This window comes from Rubrobacter calidifluminis (genome assembly GCF_028617075.1).
Taxonomy (GTDB): domain Bacteria; phylum Actinomycetota; class Rubrobacteria; order Rubrobacterales; family Rubrobacteraceae; genus Rubrobacter_E; species Rubrobacter_E calidifluminis.
The window spans coordinates 221,459-246,059 of record NZ_JAQKGV010000001.1 but is presented as its reverse complement, the minus strand read 5'-3'; the positions used below and the strand labels follow the sequence as shown (position 1 = coordinate 246,059).

General features: G+C 66.3%; 24 protein-coding genes and 1 pseudogene. 10 read left to right on the top strand and 15 right to left on the bottom strand.

The window, feature by feature from the left end:
- The first annotated feature begins 152 nt into the window (after positions 1-152).
- The gene (locus tag PJB24_RS15855; RefSeq protein ID WP_420541855.1) at positions 153-1,265 is read left to right on the top strand and encodes an FUSC family protein; all 1,113 of its coding nucleotides are present in this window, start codon (positions 153-155) and stop codon (positions 1,263-1,265) included.
- On the opposite strand, the pseudogene PJB24_RS01220 reads toward PJB24_RS15855, so the two are convergent.
- Positions 1,265-1,654: pseudogene (locus tag PJB24_RS01220) on the bottom strand (RidA family protein); the annotation flags it as partial. The gene PJB24_RS15855 and the pseudogene PJB24_RS01220 overlap by 1 nt on opposite strands.
- Positions 1,655-2,009: 355 nt before the next feature.
- On the opposite strand from PJB24_RS01220, the gene PJB24_RS01215 reads away from it, so the two are divergent.
- Positions 2,010-3,425: an HD-GYP domain-containing protein gene (locus tag PJB24_RS01215; protein WP_273841799.1), complete on the top strand. Its 1,416-nt coding sequence runs from the start codon at positions 2,010-2,012 to the stop codon at positions 3,423-3,425.
- A 5-nt stretch (positions 3,426-3,430) separates the two neighbouring features.
- Here the strand turns inward: PJB24_RS01215 and PJB24_RS01210 are convergent, their stop codons facing one another.
- The gene (locus PJB24_RS01210; RefSeq protein ID WP_273841797.1) at positions 3,431-6,280 is read right to left on the bottom strand and encodes an FAD-binding and (Fe-S)-binding domain-containing protein; all 2,850 of its coding nucleotides are present in this window, start codon (positions 6,278-6,280) and stop codon (positions 3,431-3,433) included.
- Between the two features lie 146 nt (positions 6,281-6,426).
- Here PJB24_RS01210 and PJB24_RS01205 point away from each other — a divergent pair, with 146 nt between their 5' ends.
- Genes PJB24_RS01205 through PJB24_RS01195 form a run of 3 tightly spaced genes read left to right on the top strand, consistent with a single transcriptional unit; the run spans position 6,427 to position 8,240 of the window.
- Positions 6,427-6,930, top strand: coding sequence for a DoxX family membrane protein (locus PJB24_RS01205; protein WP_273842040.1), 504 nt, complete (start codon positions 6,427-6,429; stop codon positions 6,928-6,930).
- 9 nt (positions 6,931-6,939) lie between these two features.
- On the top strand, positions 6,940-7,539 hold the full coding sequence (locus tag PJB24_RS01200; protein WP_273841794.1) for an RNA polymerase sigma factor: 600 nt from the start codon (positions 6,940-6,942) through the stop codon (positions 7,537-7,539).
- A gap of 2 nt (positions 7,540-7,541) precedes the next feature.
- Positions 7,542-8,240, top strand: coding sequence for an anti-sigma factor (locus PJB24_RS01195; protein WP_273841792.1), 699 nt, complete (start codon positions 7,542-7,544; stop codon positions 8,238-8,240).
- Here the strand turns inward: PJB24_RS01195 and attM are convergent.
- Positions 8,231-9,022 carry an AttM family quorum-quenching N-acyl homoserine lactonase gene (attM, locus tag PJB24_RS01190; RefSeq protein WP_273841789.1) on the bottom strand — a complete coding sequence of 264 codons (792 nt, stop codon included), beginning with the start codon at positions 9,020-9,022 and terminating at the stop codon, positions 8,231-8,233. The genes PJB24_RS01195 and attM overlap by 10 nt on opposite strands.
- Positions 9,023-9,064: 42 nt before the next feature.
- The gene (locus PJB24_RS01185; protein WP_273841787.1) at positions 9,065-10,360 is read right to left on the bottom strand and encodes a hydroxyacid-oxoacid transhydrogenase; all 1,296 of its coding nucleotides are present in this window, start codon (positions 10,358-10,360) and stop codon (positions 9,065-9,067) included.
- A 150-nt stretch (positions 10,361-10,510) separates the two neighbouring features.
- Between PJB24_RS01185 and PJB24_RS01180 the strand changes: the two genes are divergently transcribed.
- The 3 genes from PJB24_RS01180 to phaC all read left to right on the top strand — a co-directional run bounded on the left by PJB24_RS01180 (position 10,511) and on the right by phaC (position 12,935).
- Positions 10,511-10,813 carry a muconolactone Delta-isomerase gene (locus PJB24_RS01180; RefSeq protein WP_273841785.1) on the top strand — a complete coding sequence of 101 codons (303 nt, stop codon included), beginning with the start codon at positions 10,511-10,513 and terminating at the stop codon, positions 10,811-10,813.
- A gap of 88 nt (positions 10,814-10,901) precedes the next feature.
- Positions 10,902-11,858, top strand: a complete 957-nt coding sequence (locus PJB24_RS01175; RefSeq protein WP_273841783.1) for an E3 binding domain-containing protein — start codon at positions 10,902-10,904, stop codon at positions 11,856-11,858.
- Positions 11,859-11,861: 3 nt separating this feature from the next.
- Entirely contained in the window at positions 11,862-12,935 is a 1,074-nt protein-coding gene (gene phaC, locus PJB24_RS01170; protein ID WP_273841781.1) for a class III poly(R)-hydroxyalkanoic acid synthase subunit PhaC, read from the top strand.
- 59 nt (positions 12,936-12,994) lie between these two features.
- On the opposite strand, the gene PJB24_RS01165 is transcribed toward phaC, so the two are convergent.
- From PJB24_RS01165 to phaQ, 10 genes are all read right to left on the bottom strand, one after another.
- A complete protein-coding gene (locus tag PJB24_RS01165) occupies positions 12,995-14,473 on the bottom strand; it encodes an alpha-N-arabinofuranosidase (RefSeq protein WP_273841779.1) in 1,479 nt (492 codons plus the stop codon).
- A 15-nt stretch (positions 14,474-14,488) separates the two neighbouring features.
- Entirely contained in the window at positions 14,489-15,511 is a 1,023-nt protein-coding gene (locus PJB24_RS01160; protein ID WP_273841778.1) for a LacI family DNA-binding transcriptional regulator, read from the bottom strand.
- 11 nt (positions 15,512-15,522) lie between these two features.
- A complete protein-coding gene (locus tag PJB24_RS01155) occupies positions 15,523-16,404 on the bottom strand; it encodes a carbohydrate ABC transporter permease (RefSeq protein ID WP_273841776.1) in 882 nt (293 codons plus the stop codon).
- On the bottom strand, positions 16,404-17,339 hold the full coding sequence (locus tag PJB24_RS01150) for a carbohydrate ABC transporter permease (protein ID WP_273841774.1): 936 nt from the start codon (positions 17,337-17,339) through the stop codon (positions 16,404-16,406). Before PJB24_RS01150 ends, PJB24_RS01155 begins: the two co-directional genes overlap by 1 nt.
- Positions 17,340-17,357: 18 nt before the next feature.
- Positions 17,358-18,692: an extracellular solute-binding protein gene (locus PJB24_RS01145; protein WP_273841772.1), complete on the bottom strand. Its 1,335-nt coding sequence runs from the start codon at positions 18,690-18,692 to the stop codon at positions 17,358-17,360.
- Between the two features lie 110 nt (positions 18,693-18,802).
- A complete protein-coding gene (locus PJB24_RS01140) occupies positions 18,803-19,936 on the bottom strand; it encodes an ester cyclase (RefSeq protein WP_273841769.1) in 1,134 nt (377 codons plus the stop codon).
- Positions 19,937-19,968: 32 nt separating this feature from the next.
- Positions 19,969-21,177: a thiolase family protein gene (locus PJB24_RS01135; RefSeq protein WP_273841767.1), complete on the bottom strand. Its 1,209-nt coding sequence runs from the start codon at positions 21,175-21,177 to the stop codon at positions 19,969-19,971.
- A gap of 45 nt (positions 21,178-21,222) precedes the next feature.
- Positions 21,223-21,576, bottom strand: coding sequence for a hypothetical protein (locus PJB24_RS01130; RefSeq protein ID WP_273841765.1), 354 nt, complete (start codon positions 21,574-21,576; stop codon positions 21,223-21,225).
- Positions 21,577-21,678: 102 nt separating this feature from the next.
- Complete coding sequence (locus tag PJB24_RS01125) at positions 21,679-22,011, bottom strand: hypothetical protein (protein WP_273841763.1); 333 nt, start codon at positions 22,009-22,011, stop codon at positions 21,679-21,681.
- A gap of 45 nt (positions 22,012-22,056) precedes the next feature.
- On the bottom strand, positions 22,057-22,476 hold the full coding sequence (gene phaQ / locus PJB24_RS01120; RefSeq protein ID WP_273841762.1) for a poly-beta-hydroxybutyrate-responsive repressor: 420 nt from the start codon (positions 22,474-22,476) through the stop codon (positions 22,057-22,059).
- 202 nt (positions 22,477-22,678) lie between these two features.
- On the opposite strand from phaQ, the gene PJB24_RS01115 reads away from it, so the two are divergent.
- Both PJB24_RS01115 and PJB24_RS01110 read left to right on the top strand, forming a co-directional pair.
- The gene (locus tag PJB24_RS01115) at positions 22,679-23,425 is read left to right on the top strand and encodes a 3-oxoacyl-ACP reductase family protein (protein ID WP_273841760.1); all 747 of its coding nucleotides are present in this window, start codon (positions 22,679-22,681) and stop codon (positions 23,423-23,425) included.
- 161 nt (positions 23,426-23,586) lie between these two features.
- Entirely contained in the window at positions 23,587-24,357 is a 771-nt protein-coding gene (locus PJB24_RS01110) for a beta-ketoacyl-ACP reductase (protein ID WP_273841758.1), read from the top strand.
- Here the strand turns inward: PJB24_RS01110 and PJB24_RS01105 are convergent.
- Positions 24,321-24,524, bottom strand: coding sequence for a hypothetical protein (locus tag PJB24_RS01105; protein ID WP_273841756.1), 204 nt, complete (start codon positions 24,522-24,524; stop codon positions 24,321-24,323). The genes PJB24_RS01110 and PJB24_RS01105 overlap by 37 nt on opposite strands.
- Between the last annotated feature and the right edge of the window lie 77 nt (positions 24,525-24,601).

Genomic DNA, 24,601 nt, shown 5'->3' with positions numbered 1-24,601 from the left:
TACCGGACACAGATACCCATCCTCATACCAACCCCCATCACTTCAGGCTGGGCCGTATTCTATACGCAGCCGCTCCTTCCCGCGCATGTCCCATCTGTTGTATATTCTTTGCCCTGCACCAGCACGAGAACGCGGAGCCCGATCGACTCAAGATGGAGAGGAGAATCTTATCCCGCCTCAGACGCCTCCTCGAAAGGGGGATCCTGCGCCTGAGGGTGAACGGCTGGCCGGTCATCCAGACGGCCGCGGCGGCGAGCATCTCCTACTTCATCGCAACCTACATCCTCGGCAACACCCAGGCGTTCTTCGCCCCGGTGGCGGCGGTGGTCTCCCTGGGGATCACGCTCGGACAGCGCGGCCGTCGGGCGGTGGAGCTCACGCTCGGCGTCGCCGTGGGGCTCGTGGTCGCGGACCTCCTGGTGCTCGCCATCGGGGTCGGGGCGGCCCAGATCGGGGTGGTCGTCGCCCTGGCGATGGTGGCGGCGATGTTCTTCGGAGAGAGGAACATCCTGGTCAACCAGGCCGCGATCTCCGCGATCTTGGTCGTCGTGCTGCAGCCGCCGCAGTCGGGCTTCACCCCGAGCCGGCTGGTCGACGCGCTGGTCGGCGGCGCGGTGGCGCTCGCGATCCACTACCTGCTCCCCGTGGACCCGGAGCGTATGGTCGAGCGCCGGGCGCACCCGATCTTCGACGAGCTGGTCTCGGTCCTGCGCGAGATCGCCACGGCCCTGGCCGAGGGCGACCGGGAGCGCGCGGAGAAGGCGCTCACACGATCCCGCTGGCTGGACGACCAGATACGTGGCCTCGACGAGGCGCTCGCCGCGGGCAGCGACACCGCCCGCCTCTCACCGACCCGCCGCCGGGCGCTGCACCACCTGCGGCTCTACGCTACCGCCGCGACCCGCATAGAGCTCGCGGTGATAAACACCCGCGTCCTGGCCCGCGGCGCGACCAACGCCCTGCGCCGCGGAGACGAGATCCCGCCTCTGCTCCCCGACGCGGTGCTCGACCTGGCCCAGTCCGTACGGGCCCTGGAGCACTTCCTCGACGAGCCCGGCCCGCCGGACGAGGCCCGCCGCTACGCCCTCGAAGCCGCGACCAAAGCCACCAGGATCCTCAAAGAGCGTCACAACCTGGCCATAAGCGTGCTGGTAGGGCAGATCCGCTCCTCCGCCGTGGACCTGCTGCGCAGCACGGGGATGAACCAGGAGGAGGCACTCCGGGCGCTGGAGGAGGCGGCGGGACGTGCCTCGGAGGTGGGCTGACCCTCCACGACGATCGCCTCGGCCTCCACCTCGACGAGCATCTCCGATGATATGAGCCGACCTACCTCTACCATCGTGGCCGCCGGGCGCACCTCGCCGAAGACTTCCCGGTGCGCCCGGCCCACCTCCTCCCACAGACCCATATCCGTGACGAACATCCGCGTCCGTACCACGTCCGCCAGACGCGCCCCCGCCCCCTCCAGCGCTGCCTCGACGTTCTTCAGCGCCCGGACCGTCTGGGTGTAGGCATCCTCAGGGCCGACGACCTCTCCTTCCTCGTCCGTGGCGGTCGTGCCCGAGACGTACACGAACGGCCCGACGCGCACCGCCCGCGAGTAACCCACCTGCTCCTCCCACCGGGTCCCGCTCGATATGTTCTTTCGCTCCATCATCTCTCCGCCTCGATTCATCTGCGATCTAATCGTCTTCAATAGCACAATAGCCCGCTTCCCGCTTAAAATGCACCGTGTAGACAGAGAGAGCATGAGAGGGGGTGCGAAAGATGCCGAAACTTAAGAACAACGCCTGGCAAGCGGTGTTGTCGCGGTGAGCCAAGTCTAATTGAAGCAAGCCAGGAATAGAAAGGGGGTGAGAAAAGTGCCGGAGCTCAAGAAGAACGCCTGGTAACAACCGCATAAGTCCTGGAGCAGAGCTTCCGCCTGCACGTAGTGTTGCGTATTACATCCGTTGTGCTCTAAAATCCTTAGGGATTATGAGAGCAAAATCATTTTAGGACGGGTGGGGATGACGGTTTCTGGTCTGCCACGCTCCCAGCTCACCCTGACCTACATCTACGGGCTGTCCATCACCGCGCTGGCGGTCCTCGCGTCATGGGTGGGTCATTTCGGGCTGGACTTCAACTGGACCGCGCTGGTGGTAAGCTGCATACTCTCGGTAGTATGCGCCCTCACCCGGCGCTTCCCCGTGAAGTTCGGCAGGGTCACCGTCGAGATAGTCGAGGTGGCTATCATCACGGCGCTCGCCCTCCTGGGTCCGGTATGGGCGCTCCTGGTCGCTGTGCCGGCCATGTTTTACCGGGAGCATCTGCGCAGCGTCTACACAGCTGCCACCTATGTCCTGATCCTCTCGGCCGGAGGACTCGCCTTCCGGCTCTTCACCGAACCGTTGCTCCTCATCTCGCGCTTCGACCTCTCTTCGGTATACGCGATCCTGGCGGCAGGTCTCATCTACCACGTTCTCGATGCGCTGATAAACTGCCTGCTGCTCCGCTTCAAGTACGGGACGCCGGTGATGGAGACGCTACGAGATTGCATCCTGCCCTGCACTCCCTCTGACCTGACGGTCGTACTGACCGTCATAGCGACCTCCTGCACCGTTGCAACCTTCGGACCGGCGGCGGCGCTGGTGCTCTTCGGCGGGGCCACGGCGGCGATCATCTCGCTGCACCTGATCAAGGGGTGGCGGGATCAGATACAGGAGCTCGGTGAGAGGGTCGAGGCGCTGGAGAAGGAGAACGCCGATGCGCTCTCCTCTCCTGTGAAGTTCGCGAGCAGGCTGGTCGAGAGCGTCGGCGAGAAAGACGGGCACACCTCGCGCCGCGCGGCCGCCTCCGCCGTCTACGTCGGGGACCTGGCAAGGGAGTTCCGGCTTGATTCCAGGACCATCCAAAAGCTAGAGCTGGCGGCACTGCTGCAGGACGTGGGGCTCGTCTCGGTGCCTGAGGAGGTGCTCCTCGCGCCTCCGGAGAGGCTCAACCGCCGTGGCAGGGAGCACCTGGAGAGCCACCCGGCGCACGGCGAGAGGATACTCGCCGGGATCGAAGGCTTCGATGACGTGGCCCGGTGGGTCCGCTGGCACCACGAGAGGGTGGATGGCAGGGGATATCCGGATGGGCTGCGGGGGGAGTGGCTCCCGCTCGAGGTGAAGATACTCGCCACCGCTGCTTCCTACGCAGAGATGATGGTCGGGACCGCATACCGGGGACCGCTGCTGCCGGAGGAGGCTCGCAGGAAGCTCGCGCAAGAGGCCGGCAGGGTCTATGACGGACTGGTGGTCCGAACGCTGCTGCGTCTCATGGACCAAAAGGGAGAAGAATACGCCTCTGCCTCCGGCGAGAGATTCGTCGCCGGTACGGAGCCGGATATCCGCGGGCGGGCGGAGGGGTTCCCACACCTGCGCGCCGTAGAGTCCGCTGAGTAACTGTCTCAGCGCAGCAGGGAGACCAGGTACTCGGCGGGGTGCAGCGCCCGGCGTCCGGTGCCACCCAGGATCTGCTCCCGGCACGAGGTCCCCGGCGCGACGACGACACCATCCGACCCCCTCACCGCCGGGAAGAGCACCCTCTCCCCCATCTTCATCGATACCTCGTAGTGGCCTCTCTCGTACCCGAAGAGCCCGGCCATCCCGCAGCAGCCGGAGTCGACGACCGTGACCTCGGTGCCGGGTGCGAGCGAGAGCGCCCGCTCGGTCGGCCCGGTCCCGACGAGCGCCTTCTGGTGGCAGTGGCCGTGCAGCAGGACCGTCGAACCCTCCGCGAGCGGTAGCTCGGGCTCGAGCTCCAGGAGCGCCTCCTCGAAGAGGCGGGTGGCCGCGGCGATCTCCCTCACCCGCCCGTCGTGCGGCAACAGCTTCTCGTAGTCGTCGCGGATGGTGAGGATGCAGCTCGGCTCGAGCCCCACGATGGGTAGCCCGCGCTCGACGAAGGGGTAGAGGACGTTGACGTTGTGGATCGCGTTCCGGCGCGCCTCCTCGACGAGCCCTTCGGAGAGCATCGGGCGCCCGCAACAGGCGATGCGCGGCACCGTCACCCGCGCCCCGGCGGCCGCGAACAGGCGCACCGCTCCCTCGCCGATCGTGGGCCGCTGGTACTCGTTCCAGGTGTCGTTGAAGAGCACGACCTCCGCCGGCCCCTCACCCTGCGGGAGCTCCGGGAGGATCTGCGAGAACCTCCTGCGCGCGACCCCGGGCAGCGGGCGGCGCGGGTCTATCCCGAAGAGGGCGGAGAGGCGGCGGGCGAGACCGGTTCCGGCCACGGCGTTGTAGAGGCCGGGGGCGAGGGAGGCGGCGGCGAGCGCGCGGCGGATGTTGCCGGCGGCCCTCTGACGCAACGAGAAGCCGTGCTCTTTGCCCATCTGGTAGAGGACCTCGGTCTTCATCGAGGCCACGTCCACCTGCGAGGGGCACTCGCTCTTGCACGCCTTGCACCCGACGCAGAGGTCCATCACCTCGCGCATCCTCTCCCCGGTAAGCTCCCCAGGCGGGAGCGTCCTGTCGAGGACCGAGCGGAGCATGTTCGCCCGGGCACGGGTGGTGTCCTTCTCCTGATGGGTCGCCATGTACGAGGGGCACATCGTCCCGCCGCTCTTCTTGCGGCAGAAGCCCGAGCCGTTGCACAGCTCGACGGCCCGCGCGAAGTCCCCCTGCTTCGAGAAGTCCAAACCCGTCCTCACGGGCAGGCGGCGGTGCCCGGGGCCGATGCGCAGGTTGCGGTCCATCGGCTGGGGGTCGACGATCACGCCGGGGTTGAGCAGGCCCTCCGGGTCGAAGGTCCGCTTCACCTCCCGGAAGGCGTCGAGGAGTGTGCGCCCGTACATCTTCTCCAGAAACTCGGAGCGCGAGAGCCCGTCGCCGTGCTCACCGGAGATGGACCCGCCGCACTCGGCGACCAGGTCCGCGACCTCCTCGGCGATGCGGCGCATCCTGCGCACCCCCTCGGGGTCGGAGGTGTCGAGCGCCGGGCGGACGTGCAGCGTGCCCACGCTCGCGTGCCCGTAGAAGCAGGCCCAGGTGCCGTTGCGGCGTACTATCTCCTCGAAGCGGACGACGAACTCCTCGAAGCGCCCGGGCGGCACGGCGGCGTCCTCGACGAAGGCGACCGGCTTCTCCCGGTCGGTGGTACCCAGGAGGAGCGGCAGCGTGGACTTGCGGAGCTTCACCGTGCGCGCCATCTCCTCCCTGCCGCGCAGCGGGACGACCTCCGAGGCCCCGACCTCCCGGGCGAGCCCCTCCAGCCGGGCGAAGCGCTCGTCGAGCTCCTCTTCGGTCCCGCTCCACTCGACGAGCAGGATCGCCTTCGGCGTGCCCCGGACGAAGCTCGTCGCCTCCCGGTAGGCCGGGGCGCGGCGGGCGCGCTCTATCGCGACGTCGTCGAGGAGCTCTATCGCGGAAGGTGATTCCTCGAGGAAGCGCACCGTCGCCCGGGCCATCTCGGAGAGGGAACCGAACTCGAAGGAGGCGATGCCGCGCGCCGGGGGGAGCTCCCGCAGCGTGAACTCGGCCTGGCTGAGCACCGCAAGGGTCCCCTCCGAGCCGCAGACGAGGCGGGTGAGGTCGATCGTGTCGGGGTCGAGGAGCGCGTCGAGCCCGTAGCCCGAGACCCTGCGGACGAGCTTCGGGTAGCGACGCCGGATCTCCTCGCCGTAGCGGCCTCCGATCTCGAGCGCGTTGCGCAGAAGGCGGGCCTCGGCCCCCTCGCCACGCGCCCTCCTCTCCGCCTCCCCACGAGGGAGCGGCCGGAGCTCGACCGTCTCGCCGCCCGCCAGGATGCACCTCAGAGAGAGGATCTGGTCGGCGGTCGTCCCGTAGACGATCGAACGCATCCCGGCCGAGTTGTTCCCGACCATCCCGCCCAAAGTAGCCACGTCCGAGGTCGAGGTGTCGGCCCCGAAGACGAGCCCGTGCGGCTCGACGAGGCGGTTGAGGTCACCCTGGATGACGCCCGGCTCGACCACGCACCGGCGCCCCTCGATATCCAGGTCGAGCACCCGGTCCATCGCCGAGACGTCGAGGGCGATGCCGGGCGAGGTGGCCTGCCCGGCGAGCGAAGTCCCCGTCCCGCGCGGGGTGACCGGCAGACCCAGCTCCCTCGCCGCGGCGAGCGTGTGCTTTATGTCCTCCTCGGAGCGGGCGGCGACCACGGCGACTGGCCTTCTGAGATAGATCGAAGCGTCGGTCGACCACAGGGCGCGCGAGGCGTCGTCGGTGTGCAGGGAACCTTCCAGGTTGCCGTCCAGGAGCTCGTGCAGGCGGGCGGCTTCGGGCTGTGTCCTGATCATGTCCTAAGTGTAATACTGCGGGGGCGCGATCTCACCCATCGGGAACCGCGGATCGTCGGGGCGCGTATAACGTTGTGGCCCCGGCGTCGGGGTGATGGTTGAATGTAACGGCGCGCAGGCGACGCGGAGGTAGACCGTTGAACGGGATGGCGTGGGTGAGGATGCTCATCGGGGCGACCTGGCTCGATGGGGCGGCGGAGAAGCTGGCCAACCCCCACTTCCCGCAGCAGTTCGCCGCCACGCTGCGCTCCGGGGGTTACGTGGCCCAGGCTCCTCTCTTCTTCCAGCAGTTCATGCGCCAGCACGTCATCCCGAACGCCGAGCTCTTCGCCAACCTCACCCGCGCGGGGGAGCTCGTCTTCGGGGCGCTGCTCGTCCTCGGCCTCCTGACCAACCTGGCTGCGCTCTGGAGCATCGCGTTCAGCGGGATGCTCATCGTCTCTCAGGGTGGCCTCGGGTTCGGGGAAGGCCTCGCTCCCCCGCAGTTTTTTACGATCGACCTGATCATGGCGCTGCTCTCGCTCTTCGTGCTGCTGAGCCCGGCGGCGAAGTCGCTCTCGGTGGACGGGCGTCTCTTCAGGAAGAGCAAACTCCTGGCCCCGCTCCTGACCAACCGCCGGGCGGGCTCCCGACGCGCCACCGCCAGGTAGAAGGCCGGTGTGGCGTTGCGCCACCCCAGCAGACGGAGCGACCAGACCGACGAAGAGCTGGTGCGACGTCTGACATCCGGGGAATCACCCGGCGAGGCTCTCTCGACGCTCTACGACCGTTACGGCCGCACGGTCTACGGTTCGGGGATCAAGCTGCTCGGCAGCGGCCAGTCGGCCGAGGAGCTGGTGCAGGAGGTCTTCCTCAAGGTGTGGCGTTCGGCCGGGACGTTCGATCCCTCGCGCTCGAGTTTCTCCACCTGGCTCTACCGCATCACCCGCAGCGTGGCAGCGGACATGTACCGCAGGCAGTCCCGCAGCCCGGCCACGGCCGCCGGAGAGGACATCTCCGAGGTGCGTGACACCTCTTCAGGCCCCCAGGAGATAGTCGACGACTCCTGGCTCACATGGAGGGTGCTCGTGGCGCTCGAGGAGCTGGACGAACCGCACCGCGAGGTGCTCAGGCTCGCCTACTTCGAAGGCCTCACCCAGCGTGAGATCTCGGAGAGAACCGGGCTTCCGCTCGGCACCGTCAAGAGCCGCACCCTCAGGGCGCTCAGGAAACTGCGGGCCGGGCTCGGCCTGGCCGGCATCTCGCGGGAGGTGCTCTAGAGATGGGCTGTGAAGAAGCCCGCAGGAACCTCGGGGCACTCGCCGTGGGGGGCCTCGATCGTGAAGAGCGAGAGGAGGTCATGCGACACGTCTCCGGCTGCCCCCGCTGCCGCAGGGAGCTCGAGGAGCTCGGAGAGACCGTCGGCGTGCTCCGTTCGCTCCCGGCTTACCCCGACCCCCCACCGGACCTCAGGGCCCGGACGATCTCGCGAGCGACGGGGGATACACCGCGCCGGGGGTTCGTCTCCCGGAGGTGGCTCGTCCTCCCGGCCGTACTCGTGCTCGCGATCGCGGCGCTCGGATGGCTGCTTCTGGCCCAGCGCGGTTCCTCCACCCCGGTGGCGGTCGTGCGCCTCGAGCCGGTCTCCGCCTACCGTGCGACGCTCGCGCACCGGGGCTACTGGGGCGTGGCGAAGCTCTACCCGGCAGACCGGGGCAACCGCCGTATGGAGCTCCGGCTGTACCATCTGGGGGACCCGGGCTCCGGCTGGCGGGTCTACCAGGCGTGGCTCGTCTCGAAGGACGGGCGCACGAGCGCGGGCACCTTCGAGGCCGGCCCCGGCAGGACCGTGGTCTGGCTCAACGTCCCCTCTCGAACCCTAAACTACGACGCCGTCGTCATCACCGTCAGAGACGGTGGACGCCCGGCTGGTGATGTCGTGCTGAGGGGCAGGATGACCCGCGGAGGCAATCAGGAGTAGTACTCCGGCGCCTTCCTGAACTTGGGCCAGGCGTCCGGGTCGTGCCCCGTCACGACGGTCGCCCCGAGCCGGTCCACCTCACGGTGTATCTTGCGCACCGAGTAGGCCACGTCGGCGGCCGAGTGGATCAGACCGGGCAGCGCCTTCTCCTCGTAGTGGTCCATCGTGTAGCAGGCGTCGGCGGTGAGCATCATCGGGCCCTCGCCCTCGAGGGTGACGATGAGCGAGGTGTGCCCCGGCGCGTGCCCCGGTGTGAAGAGCGTCTTTATCGTGCCGTCCCCGAAGAGGTCGTAGCCGTCGTCGTTCGGACCGTCGAGGAAGAGCCACCTGACGTCTTTGTCGAAGTCCGGACGGATGTAGGCGGTCTTCTGGAACCAGTCGGGGGTGTAGGCGTACTCAAGCTCCCGCCGCTGCACGACGTACTCGGCGTTCGGGAAGTGGCCTATCGCGCCGGAGTGGTCGAGGTGCAAATGAGACTGCACGACGTAGCGCACCGATGCCGGGTCGATGTCCAGTCGCTGGAGCTGGTTCACCACGAAGTCGTCCTCGCTCATCACCGGCTGGTAGGCGTCCACGACCACGCCCCAGTGCGCCCGGGCGTCGCGGGCCACCTCAAGCGCGTTGCCGCCGTCGAAGAGGACGTTCCCCCGGGGATGGGTGATGAGGAAGAAGGGCACCGGGATCTCGTAGGGATCGCCGAGCCCCTGGTTCATCTTTATGTACTGCACCTGCGTCTTGAGGCTCCCGCACTCGAAGAAGTACAGCCTGAGATCGTCCGCCATCTCTCCTCCTTTCCGTGGGGCACCGGCCCCGAAAACCTTCCCTTACCAGTTCTCCATCGACTCGCGGATGATGTTCGCGAGATCCTCTTCGGTGACCTCGCGCGGCGAGCCGACGAGCAGCCGCTGCTGCTTCATGGCCCCCTCGACCAGCTCCGGGATGTCCTCCTCGGTGTAGCCGAGCTCGCGCACGCCGCTTGGCGCCCCCACGTCCTGCATCAACTGGATGAGGATCTCGGGCAGCGTGTTCTCGTCGGCCTTCTCTATCGGACGGCCGGCGAGGAGCTCCGCGACGTAGCGGTGCCGCTCGGGGGCGGCCGGGTAGGTGAACCGGAAGGAGGCCGGGGCGGTGACGATCACCGACCAGCCGTGCGGGACGAACGGGTGGTCGACCTCGTAGCCCGGCGGCCGGTAGGTGTGCTTGAGCCCGGCTATGGGATACGCGCAGGCGTGCGGGATGTGCACCCCGGCGGAACCGAACCCGACGCCGGCGAGCGACGCCCCGAGCATCATGGCCCCGCGGGCCTCGACGTCCTCGCCGTTCTCGACGGCGCGCCTGAGGTACTTCCCGCCGTACTCGAGCGCCTTGGCGGACCACATGTCCGCGATCGGGTTCGCCCCCTGGTACGGCGGCCGGTCGTCGGGGCTCTTGGGCTTCGGCCGGGCGTCGTAGGGCCTGGATAGATACGACTCGGCGGCATGGCAGACCACGTCGAGCCCGCACGAAGAGGTGACCTCCGACGGCAGGCTCATCGTCAGGAGCGGATCCACCACCCCGCGCGCCGGACGCAGGTACTGGTGCGAGATGCCGGTCTTGACCTTCTGCTCCGGGATGTCCAGGACGGCCACCGTGGTCGCCTCCGCCCCGGTGCCGGCCGTCGTCGGGACCGCCAGCAGCGGTTTGAGCGGCGAGGGCGGCTTCCTGCCCCCGCCCACCGGCGGGTTGACGTAGTCCATGATCGGAGCCGGGTGCGTCGAGACGAGGTCGGCGACCTTGGCGGTGTCGATGCTCGTCCCGCCCCCGACCGCCACGAACCCGTCGAAGTCTCCCTCGACGGCGAAGTCCGCCGCCTCCTGGAAGGAGGCCGCCGTCGGCTCCACGTGCGCCCGGTCGAAGACCTCGACCTCTACGCCTTCCGCCTCGATCAGCTCCCGGATACGCCCCGTGATCCCGACCTTCACCACCCCCGGGTCGGAGACGAGCATCACCCGGCTCATCCCCAGACGCTTCACTTCCCAGCCGACCTCTTCGGCCGCGCCGGGCCCGTACTTCAGCGGCGTGGCCTCCATCGTAAAGACGGTCTCGTTGCCGGAAGACGTGCCACCACCTCGATCAGTCATCCTGCGAGAACCTCCTCTCCCTCATCTACTCCTGGGTGATCATCTTACCAGCGCACAACCCCCGCCGCGAAACCATTCGCACCGATTGACAATCCACCCGCTGAGAAGGAAAATTACGACCCACCACAGGGAAAGAGAGGAGAAACCGCCATGCTGGTCTTCGTGGACTTCCGGGTCAACCCCAAGGAGCTCTCGCTGGAGCAGCTCTGGGAGCTGTGGGAGAGAGAAGCCGACGCCGCGAAAGGTGCCGTCGACGCCGGAAAGGTCGTCGCCCTCTACAAGGTCTCCGGCCAGCGCCGCGTCCTCGGCATCCTCGACGTCGAATCCCACGACGAACTCGACCAGATCATCATGGCCGGCCTGCCCATGGCACACTACCTCGAGATAGCCGAAATCCTCCCCGTCCGCGAATACTCCGCCTTCGCCGACGACGTCCGCCGCAGATGGAGCTGATGCCATCATATATGCCAACTGCACATAAATTCTCCGCATAGTATAATGTTTCTGCAGTTGCATCCTCGCATCAGGAGGGTTGTTTCAGTTGGCTGAGGAGAAAAGGGACCGGTCGGCGCCGGACCCGGCGGAGCTCTGGATGAAGTGGTACGAGACCGGGACCAAGGCGTGGTCTGAGATGCTCTCGGGGGGCAGGGAGCCCTATGCGGATCCGTGGGGTCTCTACCGGCAGTGGTTCGAGAGCATGGAGAAGGTGAGGGAGAACCTCGCGTGGGGGCCTTCCGACGGGGCCGAGATGGCCGAGACGGCGGCGCGGGCGGTCGAGGCGACGACCGATCCGCAGCAGATGCAGCGGTGGTTCGAGGCCGCGATGCGCTCCTGGCAGGAGGCCGCCGAGTCGTGGATGAGCATGATGAGCCTGGCGCCGCGGTGGGCCGAGGTGATGGAGAAGGCCCGGGAGAACATGTTGCGGCAGGCCGAGGGGGGGCTCCCCACCGATCCGCTGCGCTTCGCGGTGCAGTGGTACAACGCCGTGAGCGGACCGCTCTCCGAGTTCGTGCAGGAGGCGATAGAGAAGGAGGAGGTTCTCGGACCCTCCAGCCAGTTCCTGCAGAACTACGCCAGGTTCTACAGGATCTTCCGCAAGGCATCCGAGGAGTATCTGCGCACGTTGCAGATCCCGACCCGCTCCGACGTGGCGCGGGTGGCCGGGCTCGTCGTCGCGCTGGAGGACAAGGTAGACCGGATCGAGGAGGCCTTCGAGGAGTTCGAGTACGGCTACGCCGAGCCCGCCACCGCCGGGGAGGTGCGCTCGCTCGAGGAACGCATCGACCGGCTCGAGGCCAAGCTCGACCGTCTGCTCGCCTCCGTGGGCGAATCCCGCACGGAGGAGCCCCGGAACGGCTCGGGCGGTAAGGAGATAAAGGCCACCGCCGCCGCCCGGCGCAAGGCCGAGGAGCTCGGGATCGACCTCAGCGAGGTAGAAGGGACGGGGGCGGACGGTCAGATCACGGTCGAAGACGTACGCCAGAAAGGGGAGAGGTAGAAGGTGAGCGACCAGAGAAGCGCCATACCCTCCAGCCCGCAGGAGTTTCTGCGCAAGTACGGCGAGGGGGCGAGCATCGCGCTGGAGGGTGCCAGGGCGGATACCGGCCGCACCCCCAAGGAGACGATCTGGACCAAGAACAAGGCGAAGCTCTACCACTATCAGACCGGGGCCGATAATAAGTACCGCACGCCGGTCATGATCGTCTACGCGCTCATAAACCGCCCCTACGTCCTCGACCTCATCCCGGGCAACAGCCTCGTCGAGTACCTCTCGAACGAGGGCTTCGACGTGTACATGATCGACTGGGGCACCCCGGGCGACGAGGACGCCGAGATGACCTTCGAGGACTACGTCCTCGACTACATCCCGCGCGCGGCGAGGAAGGTCATGCGCAACGCCGGGACGGAGGATTTCACCCTCTTCGGGTACTGCATGGGCGGCACGATGAGCGCGATGTACGCCGCGCTCTTTCCGGAGACGCTCAAGAACCTGCTGCTGCTGACCGCCCCGATAGACTTCAGCAAAGAGAACCTCGGTCTCTACGCGCTCTTCACCGACGAGAGGTACCTCGACGCAGACCTCCTCGCCGACGCCTTCGGGAACATCCCCGGTGAGATGATCGACACCGGCAACCGGATGATGAAGCCCATAACCAACTACGTCGGCACCTACGTCAACATGTGGCAGCGCATCTTCGAGGACAAGTCGATGGAGACCTGGCTCGCGATGAACAAGTGGGTCAACGACGGCCCCCCGTTCCCGGGCGAGGCCTTCAGGCAGTGGATCCACGAGTTCTACCAGCAGAACAGGCTGGTGAAGGGTGAGATCTCGCTGCGCGGCCGACGGGTCGACCTCTCCCGCATCGACGTGCCGCTCCTGAGCATCGCGGGCAAGAAAGACCACATCTGCACCGTCCCGCAGGCCGAGGCGATCATGGACCTCGTCTCGAGCCGGGACAAGGAGTTCTACGTGCTCGACGCCGGGCACGTCGGGCTCCTCACCGGGCGCAACGCCAAGAAGACCCTCTGGCCGAAGGTGAGGGGGTGGCTCGCCGACCACTCAGATCCGGCGTAGATCGGGGAATGAGAGCACCTGGAGGGCGGGGGCCGCGCGGTCCCCGCCCTTCGTTTCGTCTACCTCCCCACCGGCACCCGCAGTACGCTCACCGAGCAGGCCGGGAACTCGTGCTCGAAGGCGCCGCCCCTCGCCTTGACGCTCCTCTCGGTCACGCCGACCCGCTCGCGGCCGAAGTCGTTCGTCGCCCCGGGGTCATCCCCCGTCACCTCCCGGGCCGTGGCGTTCCCTCCGAAGCTCCCGTCGGCGAGGCGCACCGAGGCCTCGACGCTCCTGTCGGGGTCGCGGTTCACGACGGCGAGGACGAGATCACCCGAGGACGGGTCGAGGGTCGCGGCGGCGTCGAGAACCCTGAAGGGCCCGCGGTCGGCGACCCGATGCGGCCAGGGCGAGGACTCGCGGCCCGCAAGGTCGTAGGTCTCGCACTCCAGGTGAACGTCGAGCACGGCTCCGCCCAGGTTTTCGGCGTAGAGTCGCAGGGGGTGGTAGATCGTCTGCAGGAAGAGCCCGTTCTCGTTCGTGAAGATCGGGGCTATGACGTTCACCATCTGGGCGAGGTTCGCGATCTTGACCGTCTCGCAGTGGCGGGCGAAGACGTTGAGGTAGGTCGCGACGGCGAGCGCGTCGGAGAGGGTGTAGCGCTCCTCGAGCCCGCTGTCCTCGGCCCGCTCCCGGAACCAGACGTTCCACTCGTCGTAGGCGACGTACACCGGGTGCTCGACGCCCTGCTCGTAGCGGGCCCGCTCTATGAGGGCGCGGGCGGTCGTGAGCGCCCGCTCGGCCTGGTGCGGGGCGAGGACGTTCGACCAGTGGTCGTCGCTGCCGGTGTAGAGGTGGACGCTGTGGTAGTTTACCTGGCTCACCAGTCCGTCTATCACGATGCGGTCCCACTCGCTCCAGCCGTTCAGACCGCAGCTCACGAGCTCTATCTCCGGGTCGACCCGCTTCATGACCTTGGCGAACTCGCGCGCCCGCTTCACGTAGTCCTCGGCCGAGAGCGCGCCTATCTGCCACTCGCCGTACATCTCGTTGCCGAGCCCCCAGTAGCGGACGTTGTACGGTTCCTCGTGGCCGTACGCGCGCCGCAGGTTCGCCCAGTAGGTGTCGCCGGTACCGTTGCAGTACTCGACCCATGCGGCCGCCTCGTCCATCGTGCCCGTCCCCATGTTCACGCAGATGTAGGGCTCGGTCCCTAAAGTGCGGCAGTACTCGATGAACTCGTCGGTCCCGAAGCGGTTGGGCTCCTCGGCGTGCCAGGCCAGCTCCATCCTGTTGGGGCGCTTCTCACGCGGGCCGATCCCGTCGGTCCAGTGGTAACCGGAGACGAAGTTGCCCCCCGGCCAGCGCAGGGTGGGCATGCGCAGGGGCGCGAGCGCTTCGATCACGTCGGTACGGTAGCCCCGCTCGTCGCTCAGGGGCGAGCCCTCGTCGAAGACGCCGCCGTAGATGCAGCGCCCCAGGTGCTCGATGAACCCGCCGAAGATCCGGCGGTCCAGCTCACCCAGCCTGCGGTCGAGGTCTATCTTGATCTGCGCCAAAAGAGAACGCTCCTTTCAGTCGGTGACGGTCTCACACCCGCACGTGCGCCGGCGCACCAGCTCCACCGGGAGCAGGATTCGCTGCTCGCGCCGGCCGTTTCTCTCTGCGGCCTCCTCCAGAAGCAGCCTGACCGCCGCCCCGCCCGTCTCGTAGAAGGGTACGCGCACGGTCGTGAGCGGGGGCAGGGCGTGCGCGGCCATCGGGATGTCGTCGCAGCCCAAGAGGGCGCAATCTCCGGGGACGGACAGCCCCCGATCGTAGAGCGCATGCAGCACGCCGAAGGCCATCAGGTCGCTCTGGACGAAGATCGCGGTCACATCCGGTGCACGCTCGAGCAGCCGGAGTGCGGCCCGGTATCCGCCCTCGGGTTCCCAGTCTCCAAACTCGACCAGCGACGGGTCCGGGGTGATCCCCGCCTCCTCGAGCGCCCGCTCATACCCCTTGAGTCGCGCCTTCGTCACCCGACGCCCCGGGGAGCCGGCGACGGTGGCAATCCTGCGGTGTCCGTGGTCGATGAGGTGTCCGGTAGCCAGATAGGCGGTCCTGGCATGATCGGAGCCCACGAGCGAGACCCCTCCGCCGGGGACGTGGTGGATGCTCACCGCCGGGATCTCCCATTCGCGCAGCATCCTGCCGACCTCCTCGTCTTCCTCGAGCTGCGGAGCGGCGGCGAGGATACCCCCGACCCGGTGCTCGACGAGCATCCGCAGGCAGCGGGCGGCGTCGGAGCCCTCCTCGTCCAGGCTGCAGATGAGCACACCCCGACCCATTTTGCGCGCCTCCCGCTCGGCACCGACGACGAACTGCGCCAGCACGTAGTCGCTCAGGTTGCTCGCCAAGATCCCGATCGTCGAGGTGCTCTGCGTGACCAGGTTGCGCGCGAGGGCGTTCGGCACGTACCCGAGCTCTCTCGCCGCCTCGAGTATTCTCTCCTCGGTCTGCTTCGAGACCGTACCCTTGCCGTTCAAGACCTTGCTCGCGGTCTGAAAGCTCACCCCCGCGAGCGCGGCCACGTCCCGTAGAGATACGCCAGGCAACCGTACTCCCTCTAGCCTTTGAGCCCGGTGTTCGCTATGCCTTCGACGATCTGACGCTGGAAGAAGATGAACGCGACGAGCAGCGGCAGACCGCCCAGGACGGCGGAGGCCATGATCTGGGCGTAGTGGATGCCGAAGGCGCTCTGCACGGTGGAGAGCCCGAGCGGGATCGTCATCATGTCAGTGCTCGTCACCACGATCAGGGGCCAGATGAAGTAGTTCCACGAGCCGACGAACGTGAAGATCGCGACCGCCGCGAGCGCGGGTCTGGCGAGCGGCATCCAGATCTGCCAGTAGATCCTGAGCCGGCTCGCCCCGTCGACGAGCGCGCTCTCCTCCAGCTCGCGCGGGATACCGTCGAAGAACACCTTGAGGATGAAGACGGCGAGCGCCGAGGGGAGCTGCGGCAGGATGATCCCCTGGTAGGTGTTGACGAACCCGACCGCCTGCATCTCCGAGAACAGCGGCACGATCAAGACCTGCGGCGGGATCATCAGCCCGGCGAGCACGACCCAGAAGAGCACCGTCCGGCCGCGGAAGGGGATGCGCGAGAGCGCGTAGGCGGCGAGGCTCGCCAGCAGCACGACGAAGACCGTGACGACTATCGAGACGAGCGCGCTGTTGGCGTACCAGCGCAGGATATCCCCGGCTTCTATCACCTGCCTGAAGGCGTTCAGGTTGAAGTGCGAAGACGCCCAGGTGATCGGGGTCTTCGTCGTCTCGCTCTCGGGCTTGAGCGCGGTGTCCACCGCCCAGGCGAGCGGTAACAGCCACGCCGCGGCGAGCACGGAGAGAACTGCGTAGGTGACGATCGTCCCCGCCCTGCCCCGCCGGCCTGGGACGGGCCCCTTTTGCGGTACGCGGGCCAGACCCCGCGGTGCTTCCGCTTCCATCAGACGGTCTCCTCCCTTCTGCGGCTGAACAGGAACCAGGCCACCGAGGCGGCCAGGATGATCACGAAGTAGACCACCGAGACGGCCGAGGCGTAGCCGATCTGGTAGGCGGTGAAGCCCTGGTCGTAGAAGTACTCTATTATGGGCCGGGTGGTGAAGTTCGGCCCCCCGTAGGTCATTATGTAGACCTGGTCGAAGATCTTGAGCGAGGCGAGTATCTGCAGCGCGAGCACCAGCAGTGTGGTCCGCTTGAGCAGGGGCAGCGTGATCCAACGCGCCTGCGCCCAGGCACCCGCCCCGTCGACCGCCGCCGCATCGTACAGCTCGCGCGGTATCTCCTGCAAACCCGCGAGATACAGCACGAAGTTGAACCCCAAAGTCCACCATATGGTGGTTATGACTATCGAGATCATCGCGACGTTCGGGTCCCCGAGCCAGGCGACGTTGCCCAGAATGCCGCCGAGGACGCCGTCGATGAGGCCGAAGCCGGGCTCGTACATCCAGATCCAGATGAGGCACACCACCGAGACCGGCAGCACGAACGGCGCGAAGAACGAAAACCGGAAGATCCCCTGCCCCCGCCCCACCCGGTTGGTGAGCATCGCGAAGACGAGCGCCAGGATCACCAAGGGCGGTGTCGAGAGTATGGTGAACCACACCGTGTGCCACAGCGACTGCCAGAAGGCCGGGTCCCCGAAGATCCGCCCGTAGTTCTGAAACCCCAGAAACTGCGAGCCCCCGGTCCCGACCAGGCTCTTGTTGGTGAAGCTGTACTTGAACATCAATATGACCGGCCAGATGAGAAACAGCGCGTACGCCGCCATGAACGGCAGCATGAACCCCCATCCGGTCAGGTTCCTGCGCCACCGGCCCCCTCCCCCGGTCTTGGCGACCGGCACCGCCGGGGCCCGCGCCACCTCCTGTCCTGCTTCCATCCTTCTCGTTCCTCCTTCTCAGTACGGTTTGGGCAGCGAGACTTCTTGCTGCAGGTACGCCCGGAACTGCCTGACCCCCTGCCGGGGCGACATCCTGCCGGCCATCACCGCCTGGAAGATCCCCGAGGCGTGCGCCTCCATGTCCGACCCCGACCCGCTGAACCAGGCGATCGGATCGGTGACGACGTACTTCGCCACCCCGGCGTAGTTGCTCTGCGGCTCGAGGTGCCGGTACTTCTCGCTCTGCACGACGGGCTGGTAGGCCGGGATGTGGCCGCCCTGGGCCCACACGTAGCTGTCTTTGAGCATGAAGCTGATGAACTCGAGCGCGGTCCTCTTGTGCGCCGGGTCCACCCCTTTCGGGATGATGAACGAGTGGTGGTCGGCCTGCGCCGCCTTGTAGGTGTAGACCTTCGGGAAGGGCACCATGTTGAAGTTCATCTTCGCAGCCTGGAAGGTCGTCACCTCCCACTCCCCGTTCCAGTAGAGCCCGGCCTGACCGTTCTGGAAGAGCGCAACCGAACCTCCGTAGTCCATGTTGATGGGCATCACCCTGTACCTGAGCGCGAGCCCGGCCATGAACCCGAGCGCCTGCTCGGCCTTCGCGTCGTCCATGACCACCCTCTTCGCATCGTGCGAGAGTATCGGTGCCCCCTTCTTCATCTGCCCGTAGAGCGTGAGAAAGAGCCGCCACGGCCCCGCCGAGTCGTTGGGATAGAAGGAGACCCCCCACTGTCCGGTGACCTTCTTGACCCTCTCGAGCACCTTCATGACCCGTCCCGGGCTGTCCATCGGCACCAGGCTGCCACCCGGATCGAGGACCCCCGCCTTCCTGCAGATGTCCCGGTTGTAGTACTGGACGAAGGGGTGGGTGTCGAGCGGGACCGCGTAGATCCTGCCGTCGTACTTCGCGAAATCGAGAACCTGCGGCAGGAACTTCTCCGGCCCGATCCCGTACCGCGAGAGCTCCTCCGGACGAAGCTCCTCCAGAAGCCCGGCCGGGGCGTATGCCCCTATCTTGGCAAGGTGCATGACCGCAACGTCCGGGGGACTCCCCCCGGCTATCGCCATCGAGAGCTTGGTGTAGTAGGGGTTGCCCCACGAAAGCGTCACCGCGTTGAGCTTTGTCCCCGGATGGCTCCTCCTGAACTGGTTCTCCATCTGTACCATCCGGACCCCGTCCCCACCCCCGAACAGGTTCCAGTAGTCGATGCTCCGCGCCCGCCCCCCACCTCCGGCCGCCGCAGGCCCGCACGAGCTCGCCGCGAGCCCAATCGCCGTAACAGCAGCCCCGCCCAGAAACGTACGCCTGCTGACGGACCGCCCAAGGAAAGACCGACCCTCTCCGCTCATACCACATCCCTCCTTCCACACCCCACCCGGTTTAGGCGAACGTTCGCCTAAGATATGGAAAGGCTAACACCGGCAGAGGTGGAGATCAAGCACGGGACGTGGGAGGAGGCTCAGGTCTCGGGGAGGCCGAGCTGATGGCGCAGGTTCTGCATATCCACCCAGCCTGCGTGCCGGACGAGCCTGCCGTCCCTGAAATGGTCCTGGAAGGAGGCCCTGAAGGATGCGCTGCGGCCGGTAGGCGGGTACCAGAGGACCCCGCCGCGGTCGGTTCCGGAGAACAGCAGATGGGTATCGACCGTATCATCGTGGGCGCTCTGCTCCTCTATGGAGACGTGGAGGTCCGGGAAGCTCGCGTGGAGGTCGAGGATGCTCCGTTCGAAGTTTCGTCGGCCCTTGAGACGGTGTACCTCGTCGGAGACTTCGGGATCGAGTATGTCGTCGAGGACGGAGAGGTCTTTGAGGGCGAACGCCCGCTCGTAGAACTGCCGGGCCCGGCGGAGGTTTGCCTCCTCCTTTCTCCGGCGTTCCGCCTGGAGGCACCTCCTCTCGCGAGGCAATGCACCGTAGAGCGCGGCCCCGAAGCAGAGCCAGCAAAGGGCGGCGAGTATGGAGGGCGAGCTGAGTACTACCTGGGACCATGGTCCCTGGCCGCCGGGTCCGGAGGAATCGTCGAGGTACCAGCGGAAGAGCAGTAGGCTGACGAAAGGCAAGCTCACCGCTCCCGCCGGAAGCAGGACCAGCCGCGCCGGGCCCAGGCTCCTGCGGGCGTTCAGTGCAGCCAGCCCCGCGAGGATGGCCGCGACCGGCGGGCCCCAGAACCAGAGGTAAAACATGGTCCTTACCCTACCGTCCAGAAGGCCGAGCCACAGGACCTGGTCCCTGTAGTGGAGCCACTCGCGCAGGATGTAGGCGGGGGGCACGATGCAGGTGAGGAGGGACAGCACGAGGCCGGAGAGCGCAGCCACGCGGCCTCTCCCCCGGTTTACCAGGGCGCAGACCCCGGACAGAGCGAGCGGCGTCATGAAGCTTCGCACCGGCTCAGCGACGAAGTACGGCAGGTCGTACAGGCCATAGAGCTGCTGGTAGGGGCCGTAGAGCTGCACGAAGAGGTTGGTCAGGCTCTCGAACAGCCCCAGGACACCGATGAGGGCCGCGGCCACTCCAGCGACCCGTACGACGGGAGGCTGGCGGAGGAATTCCTCCGCCAGCCTCCCTATCCGATCTCCCCTGTCTGCCAGGGACAAAACGCGCAGGATCAGCCCCCCACGCAGGAGCCCTAAGAGATGCGCTCGAAGACCGCCGCGATACCCATCCCACCGCCGATGCAAAGCGTCACCAGCCCGTAACGGCCCCCACTACGTCTGAGCTCGTGCAGGATCTTGACGGTGAGGATCGCCCCGGTGGCGCCTATCGGGTGTCCCAGGGCAACGGCGCCCCCTAGGGGGTTCAACCTCTCCTCCGGAACCCCGAGCTCACGGCCGACGGTGACCGCGATAGAGGCGAAGGCCTCGTTCGCCTCGACGATATCCATGTCCTCGACCGACAGTCCGGCCTTCTTGAGGGCCATCCGGGAAGCCGGGATCATGCCAGTCCCCATCAGCGCCGGGTCCACGCCCGCAACGGCAGCCGAGACGAGCCTCCCCGCCACCGGCAGGCCAAGCTCCTCCGCCTTGGCACTGGTGGTAACCAGCATCATCGCAGCCCCGTCGTTGATGCCGCTCGCGTTGCCCGCCGTAACGGTGCCCCCGTCACGTTTGAAGACCGGCTTGAGCCGGGCGAGGCTCTCGACGCTCGCGTTCGGACGGACGTGCTCGTCGGTGGTGAACCGCACCGTCTCACGCTTCTGCTTCACCTCGACCGGCACGATCTGATCTTCGAAGTATCCCTCCTGAATCGCCCGGGCCGCCCGCTGGTGACTGCGCGCCGCGTAGGCGTCCTGGTCCTCGCGCGAGACGCCGTACTTCTCGGCCACGTTCTCGGCGGTCATGCCCATGTGGTAGTCGTTGAAGACGTCCCACAGCCCATCGTAGACCATGTGGTCCAGGATCTCCCCGCCCGGCATCCCCATCCGGTAGCCGTAGCGGGCCTTCGGGAGCAAAAACGGTGCCTGGTCCATGCTCTCGATCCCGCCGGCGAGCACCACCTCCGCGTCTCCGAGCGCCACCTCCTGCGCCGCAGAGACGATCGCCTGCAGACCGGATCCGCACATCCGGTTGAGCGTCATGCCGGGCACGCTCACCGGGAGGCCGGCTTTGATCCCGACCTGCCGCCCCGGGTTCATCCCCTGCCCCGCCGAGAGGATGTTGCCGATGATTACCTGATCCACCCGTTCCCCCTCCACGCCCGAGCGGGAGATGACCTCCCGGGCCACCGTGGCCCCAAGCTCGGTCGCCGGCACGTCCTTGAGGGCCCCGCCGAACGTCCCGATCGCCGTCCTCAGGGGGGTGGAGACCACTATCTCCGTTCCGTTGTTCCCAAAGCTCAAGGCGGCTCCTCCTCTGCTCTCACTCCTTTTCAGGAAGGATACACCCTAGCGCCCGCTGCGCCGCTGCATGTCCTCGAACGCGTTCTGGTAGTAGGAGAACATCGAGTTGAGGAAGTTCATGTACGCGCTTATGGATTCCTGCGAAAGCTCCTGCAGAGCTTCGCGCTGCCTCTGGGACTGTTCCAGCAGCGCCTCCGTGGTCGAACGGGTGCCCTCGGCCTGACTCTGCAGCTCCTGCATCACGCTCTCGAAGAACTTCCGCGTCAGCTCCGCCCCCCTTTCCTGAGCCTCTATGGAGCGCCCGGAGACCGTCTTGTACGACTCCATTATCGCCTCGGCGAACTTCTCGGCAGCCGCGTTGACCTTCTCCATCTGCTCCCGCATCTGGCGGTCGTCCATGGAAGACCTCCTTTGCCTCTCTCCTCCTCATGCAGCATAACATACTAACGGGGGCCGGGGCTTGCGACCCGGCCCCCGCAGAAATGCCCCCTTGGCGCCAGCCTACCTGGCCACCCGGCTGACGGCCTCGAGCCCCTCCCGGTAGTAGGTGAAGGGTGCATACAGGAGGTCCAGATAGGCCTCCACTCCCTCCTCGACGAGCTGCTGGAAAGCCTCGCGCTGACGCTCGGCACGCTCCGCGAGCTCCTGGGTGAAGGCCCGGTTGCTCTCGGCCTGGTAGCGGAGCTCCTTTATCGCGTCGTCGACCATCCCCTGCATGAAGCGCACGTTCCGTTCCTGGATGCCGACGGCATGATCGAGCATGGCCTGGTAGGAGTCACGTATCCCCTCGGCCAGCTTCTGAGCAGCCTCATTCGTCCTGTTCCTGTTCGCCATCTTTTCAAGCTCCTTTCTTCTCTCTACGCCCGTCCGTGGTGCTACTCAACGTTCTCTACCCCCGCGACCCTCTTCTTCGTCTTCCTCCTCGGAACGCATCGGCTGGCCCGTGTATATCCTGAAGAAGGTGTCCATCGTCTTCTGGTACTGCTCGAGAGACTTCGCCCAGAAATCCAGATAGGCCCTGCCGGCGTCCGTGATCGAATACATCCTCCGCGCCGGCCCCCCCTCCGAAGTCTCCCAGGTGGACTTGACGATCCCGTCCTTCTCCATCTGCCTCAGCGTCCGGTACAGGGTGCCCGGGTTCATCGCCTCGAACCCGAACTTCGCCGCCCGCTCCATAAGCTCGTACCCGTAGGAGTTCCAGTCCCGCAGCGAAAGCAGGATCACGGGTACCAGCCAGTTGCGCGGCCTCGCCTCAGCCTTCCTCGGATCCGGTCCTCTTCGCTCCTCTCGCTCGTTCATCTTCCTCTCTTCCATGCTGTGTGCAGTTTACACATATATTCAGAAATGTCAAGCATGTGGGCGCACTTTCATGGATCGTGGTTGGTGTGATTTATGGAGGTGAGCTTCCATGGTCCATATATATGCCGCTCACATATTTTGAATCAGATTTTACCCGGCTGTTAGACTGGCTACACGGCGGAGAGAGAAAGGGGTTGTGGAGGTGAGCGAGCTCAGGGGATCGGTAGCGGTAGTGACCGGGGCGGGGAGGGGGCTCGGCAGGGCGATAGCGGAGGAGCTGGCGTCCGGTGGGGCGAGGGTGGTGGTCAACTACTCGCGCAGTCGGGGACCTGCGGAGGAGCTGGTCGAGAAGCTGAAGTCGGAGGGGATGGAGGCGGTGGCCATCCAGGCCGACGTCTCGGAGGCCGGGCAGGCGGCGCGTCTCATCTCCGAGTCGCTCGAAGCCTTCGGCGGGATAGACATCCTGGTCAACAACGCGGGCATCAACATAGACAAGACGATGAAGAAGCTGAGCGTCGAGGAGTGGGACAGGGTCGTCCAGGTGGATCTCAACAGCTGCTACTACACGGTCAAGGCGGCGCTTCCTCACTTCATCGAGAAGTCTTCCGGCAAGATCATAAACATAAGCTCCTTCGTCGGGCAGATGGGCAACTTCGGGCAGGCGAACTACGCAGCCGCCAAGGCGGGCATCATCGGCTTCACCAAGACCGCGGCCCTCGAGCTCGCCCGCTACAACATCACCGTCAACGCCGTGTGCCCGGGCTTCATAGAGACCGACATGTTCGCCGGCGTCCCGGAGAACGTGGTGAAGGAGAAGATTCTCCCCCGCATACCCCTCGGCCGCGTCGGGAAACCCGAAGAGGTCGCCCGCGCCGTCCGATACCTCATCGTCGACGGAGACTACATAACCGGCCAGACCCTCAACATAAACGGCGGGATCTACATGTAGATCCCGCCGGCTCCCGCCGACCCCTCGCTACATATGACCCTTTTGGTCATATCTTCTTGCGGTATATATTTTCCGCACGTATATAATTTATTCAGAGGCACCTGACCGTCTGGGCGGTCTGGTACCCGTCTGATGCAGGCTCGATAGAAGAGGTGATCTTCGTGGGAAACCTGGAGGGTCGTGTTGCGGTCGTCACCGGTGCTGCGCGCGGGATAGGGGCGGCCGAGGCCAAGCGCCTTGCCAAAGATGGTGCGAAGGTGGCGGTCTTCGACCTTTCGGCCGAAGCGTGCCAGGAGACGGTGGAGGAGATCGAGAAGCTCGGCTCGGAGGCGATGGCGGTGGCGTGTGACGTATCGCGCGCAGATCAGGTCGAAGAAGCCTTCGAGAAGGTGGCCGAGAGGTTCGGGACGGTGGACATCCTGGTGAACAACGCAGGTGTGATCCGGGACAACCTCTCGTTCAAGATGAGCGAGGAGGACTGGGACACCGTGCTCGACATCCACCTCAAGGGCAGTTTTCTGTGCTCGAAGGCTGCGCAGAAGTACATGGTCGAGCAGGAGTACGGCAAGATCGTGATGACCTCATCGGTCGTGGCGCTCGGGAACCGGGGTCAGGCGAACTACTCGGCGGCGAAGGCCGGCCTGCAGGGCCTGACACGCACGCTGGCGCTGGAGCTGGGACGGTTCAACATCAACGTCAACGCGGTTGCGCCCGGCTGGATCGAGACAGAGATGACCCGGGCGGCGGCGGAGAGGGTCGGCATGACGATGGAGGAGATGAAGGAGCGCTTCGCGAGGAGCATACCGCTGCGCAGGTTCGGCCGGGTCGAGGACATAGCCAACGTGGTGGCCTTCCTGGTCTCCGACGAGGCCTCCTACATAAGCGGGGAGACGATCTACGTCGCGGGGGGGCCTTCGAGCTCTGTCGTCTGATCCTCTCTCCGGAAGAAGTCGAGGGTGGCTGAGACGGGATACTCTCTCTGAGAGATGCCCGCGAGGTGTGAGCCGGCATCCACCACTGCCACGGTCGCCAGGCGGGCTGCTCTCCTGACGCCGTAGCGCTGGCTCACCATCACATCCCAGTCGGGCAGCATGATCAAGTACTCTGAGGGGTCGGCGCCGGGAGGCAGTGCAGAGGACGCCCCTCGCAGAGCGAAGTTCACGGCTGTCCAGTAGA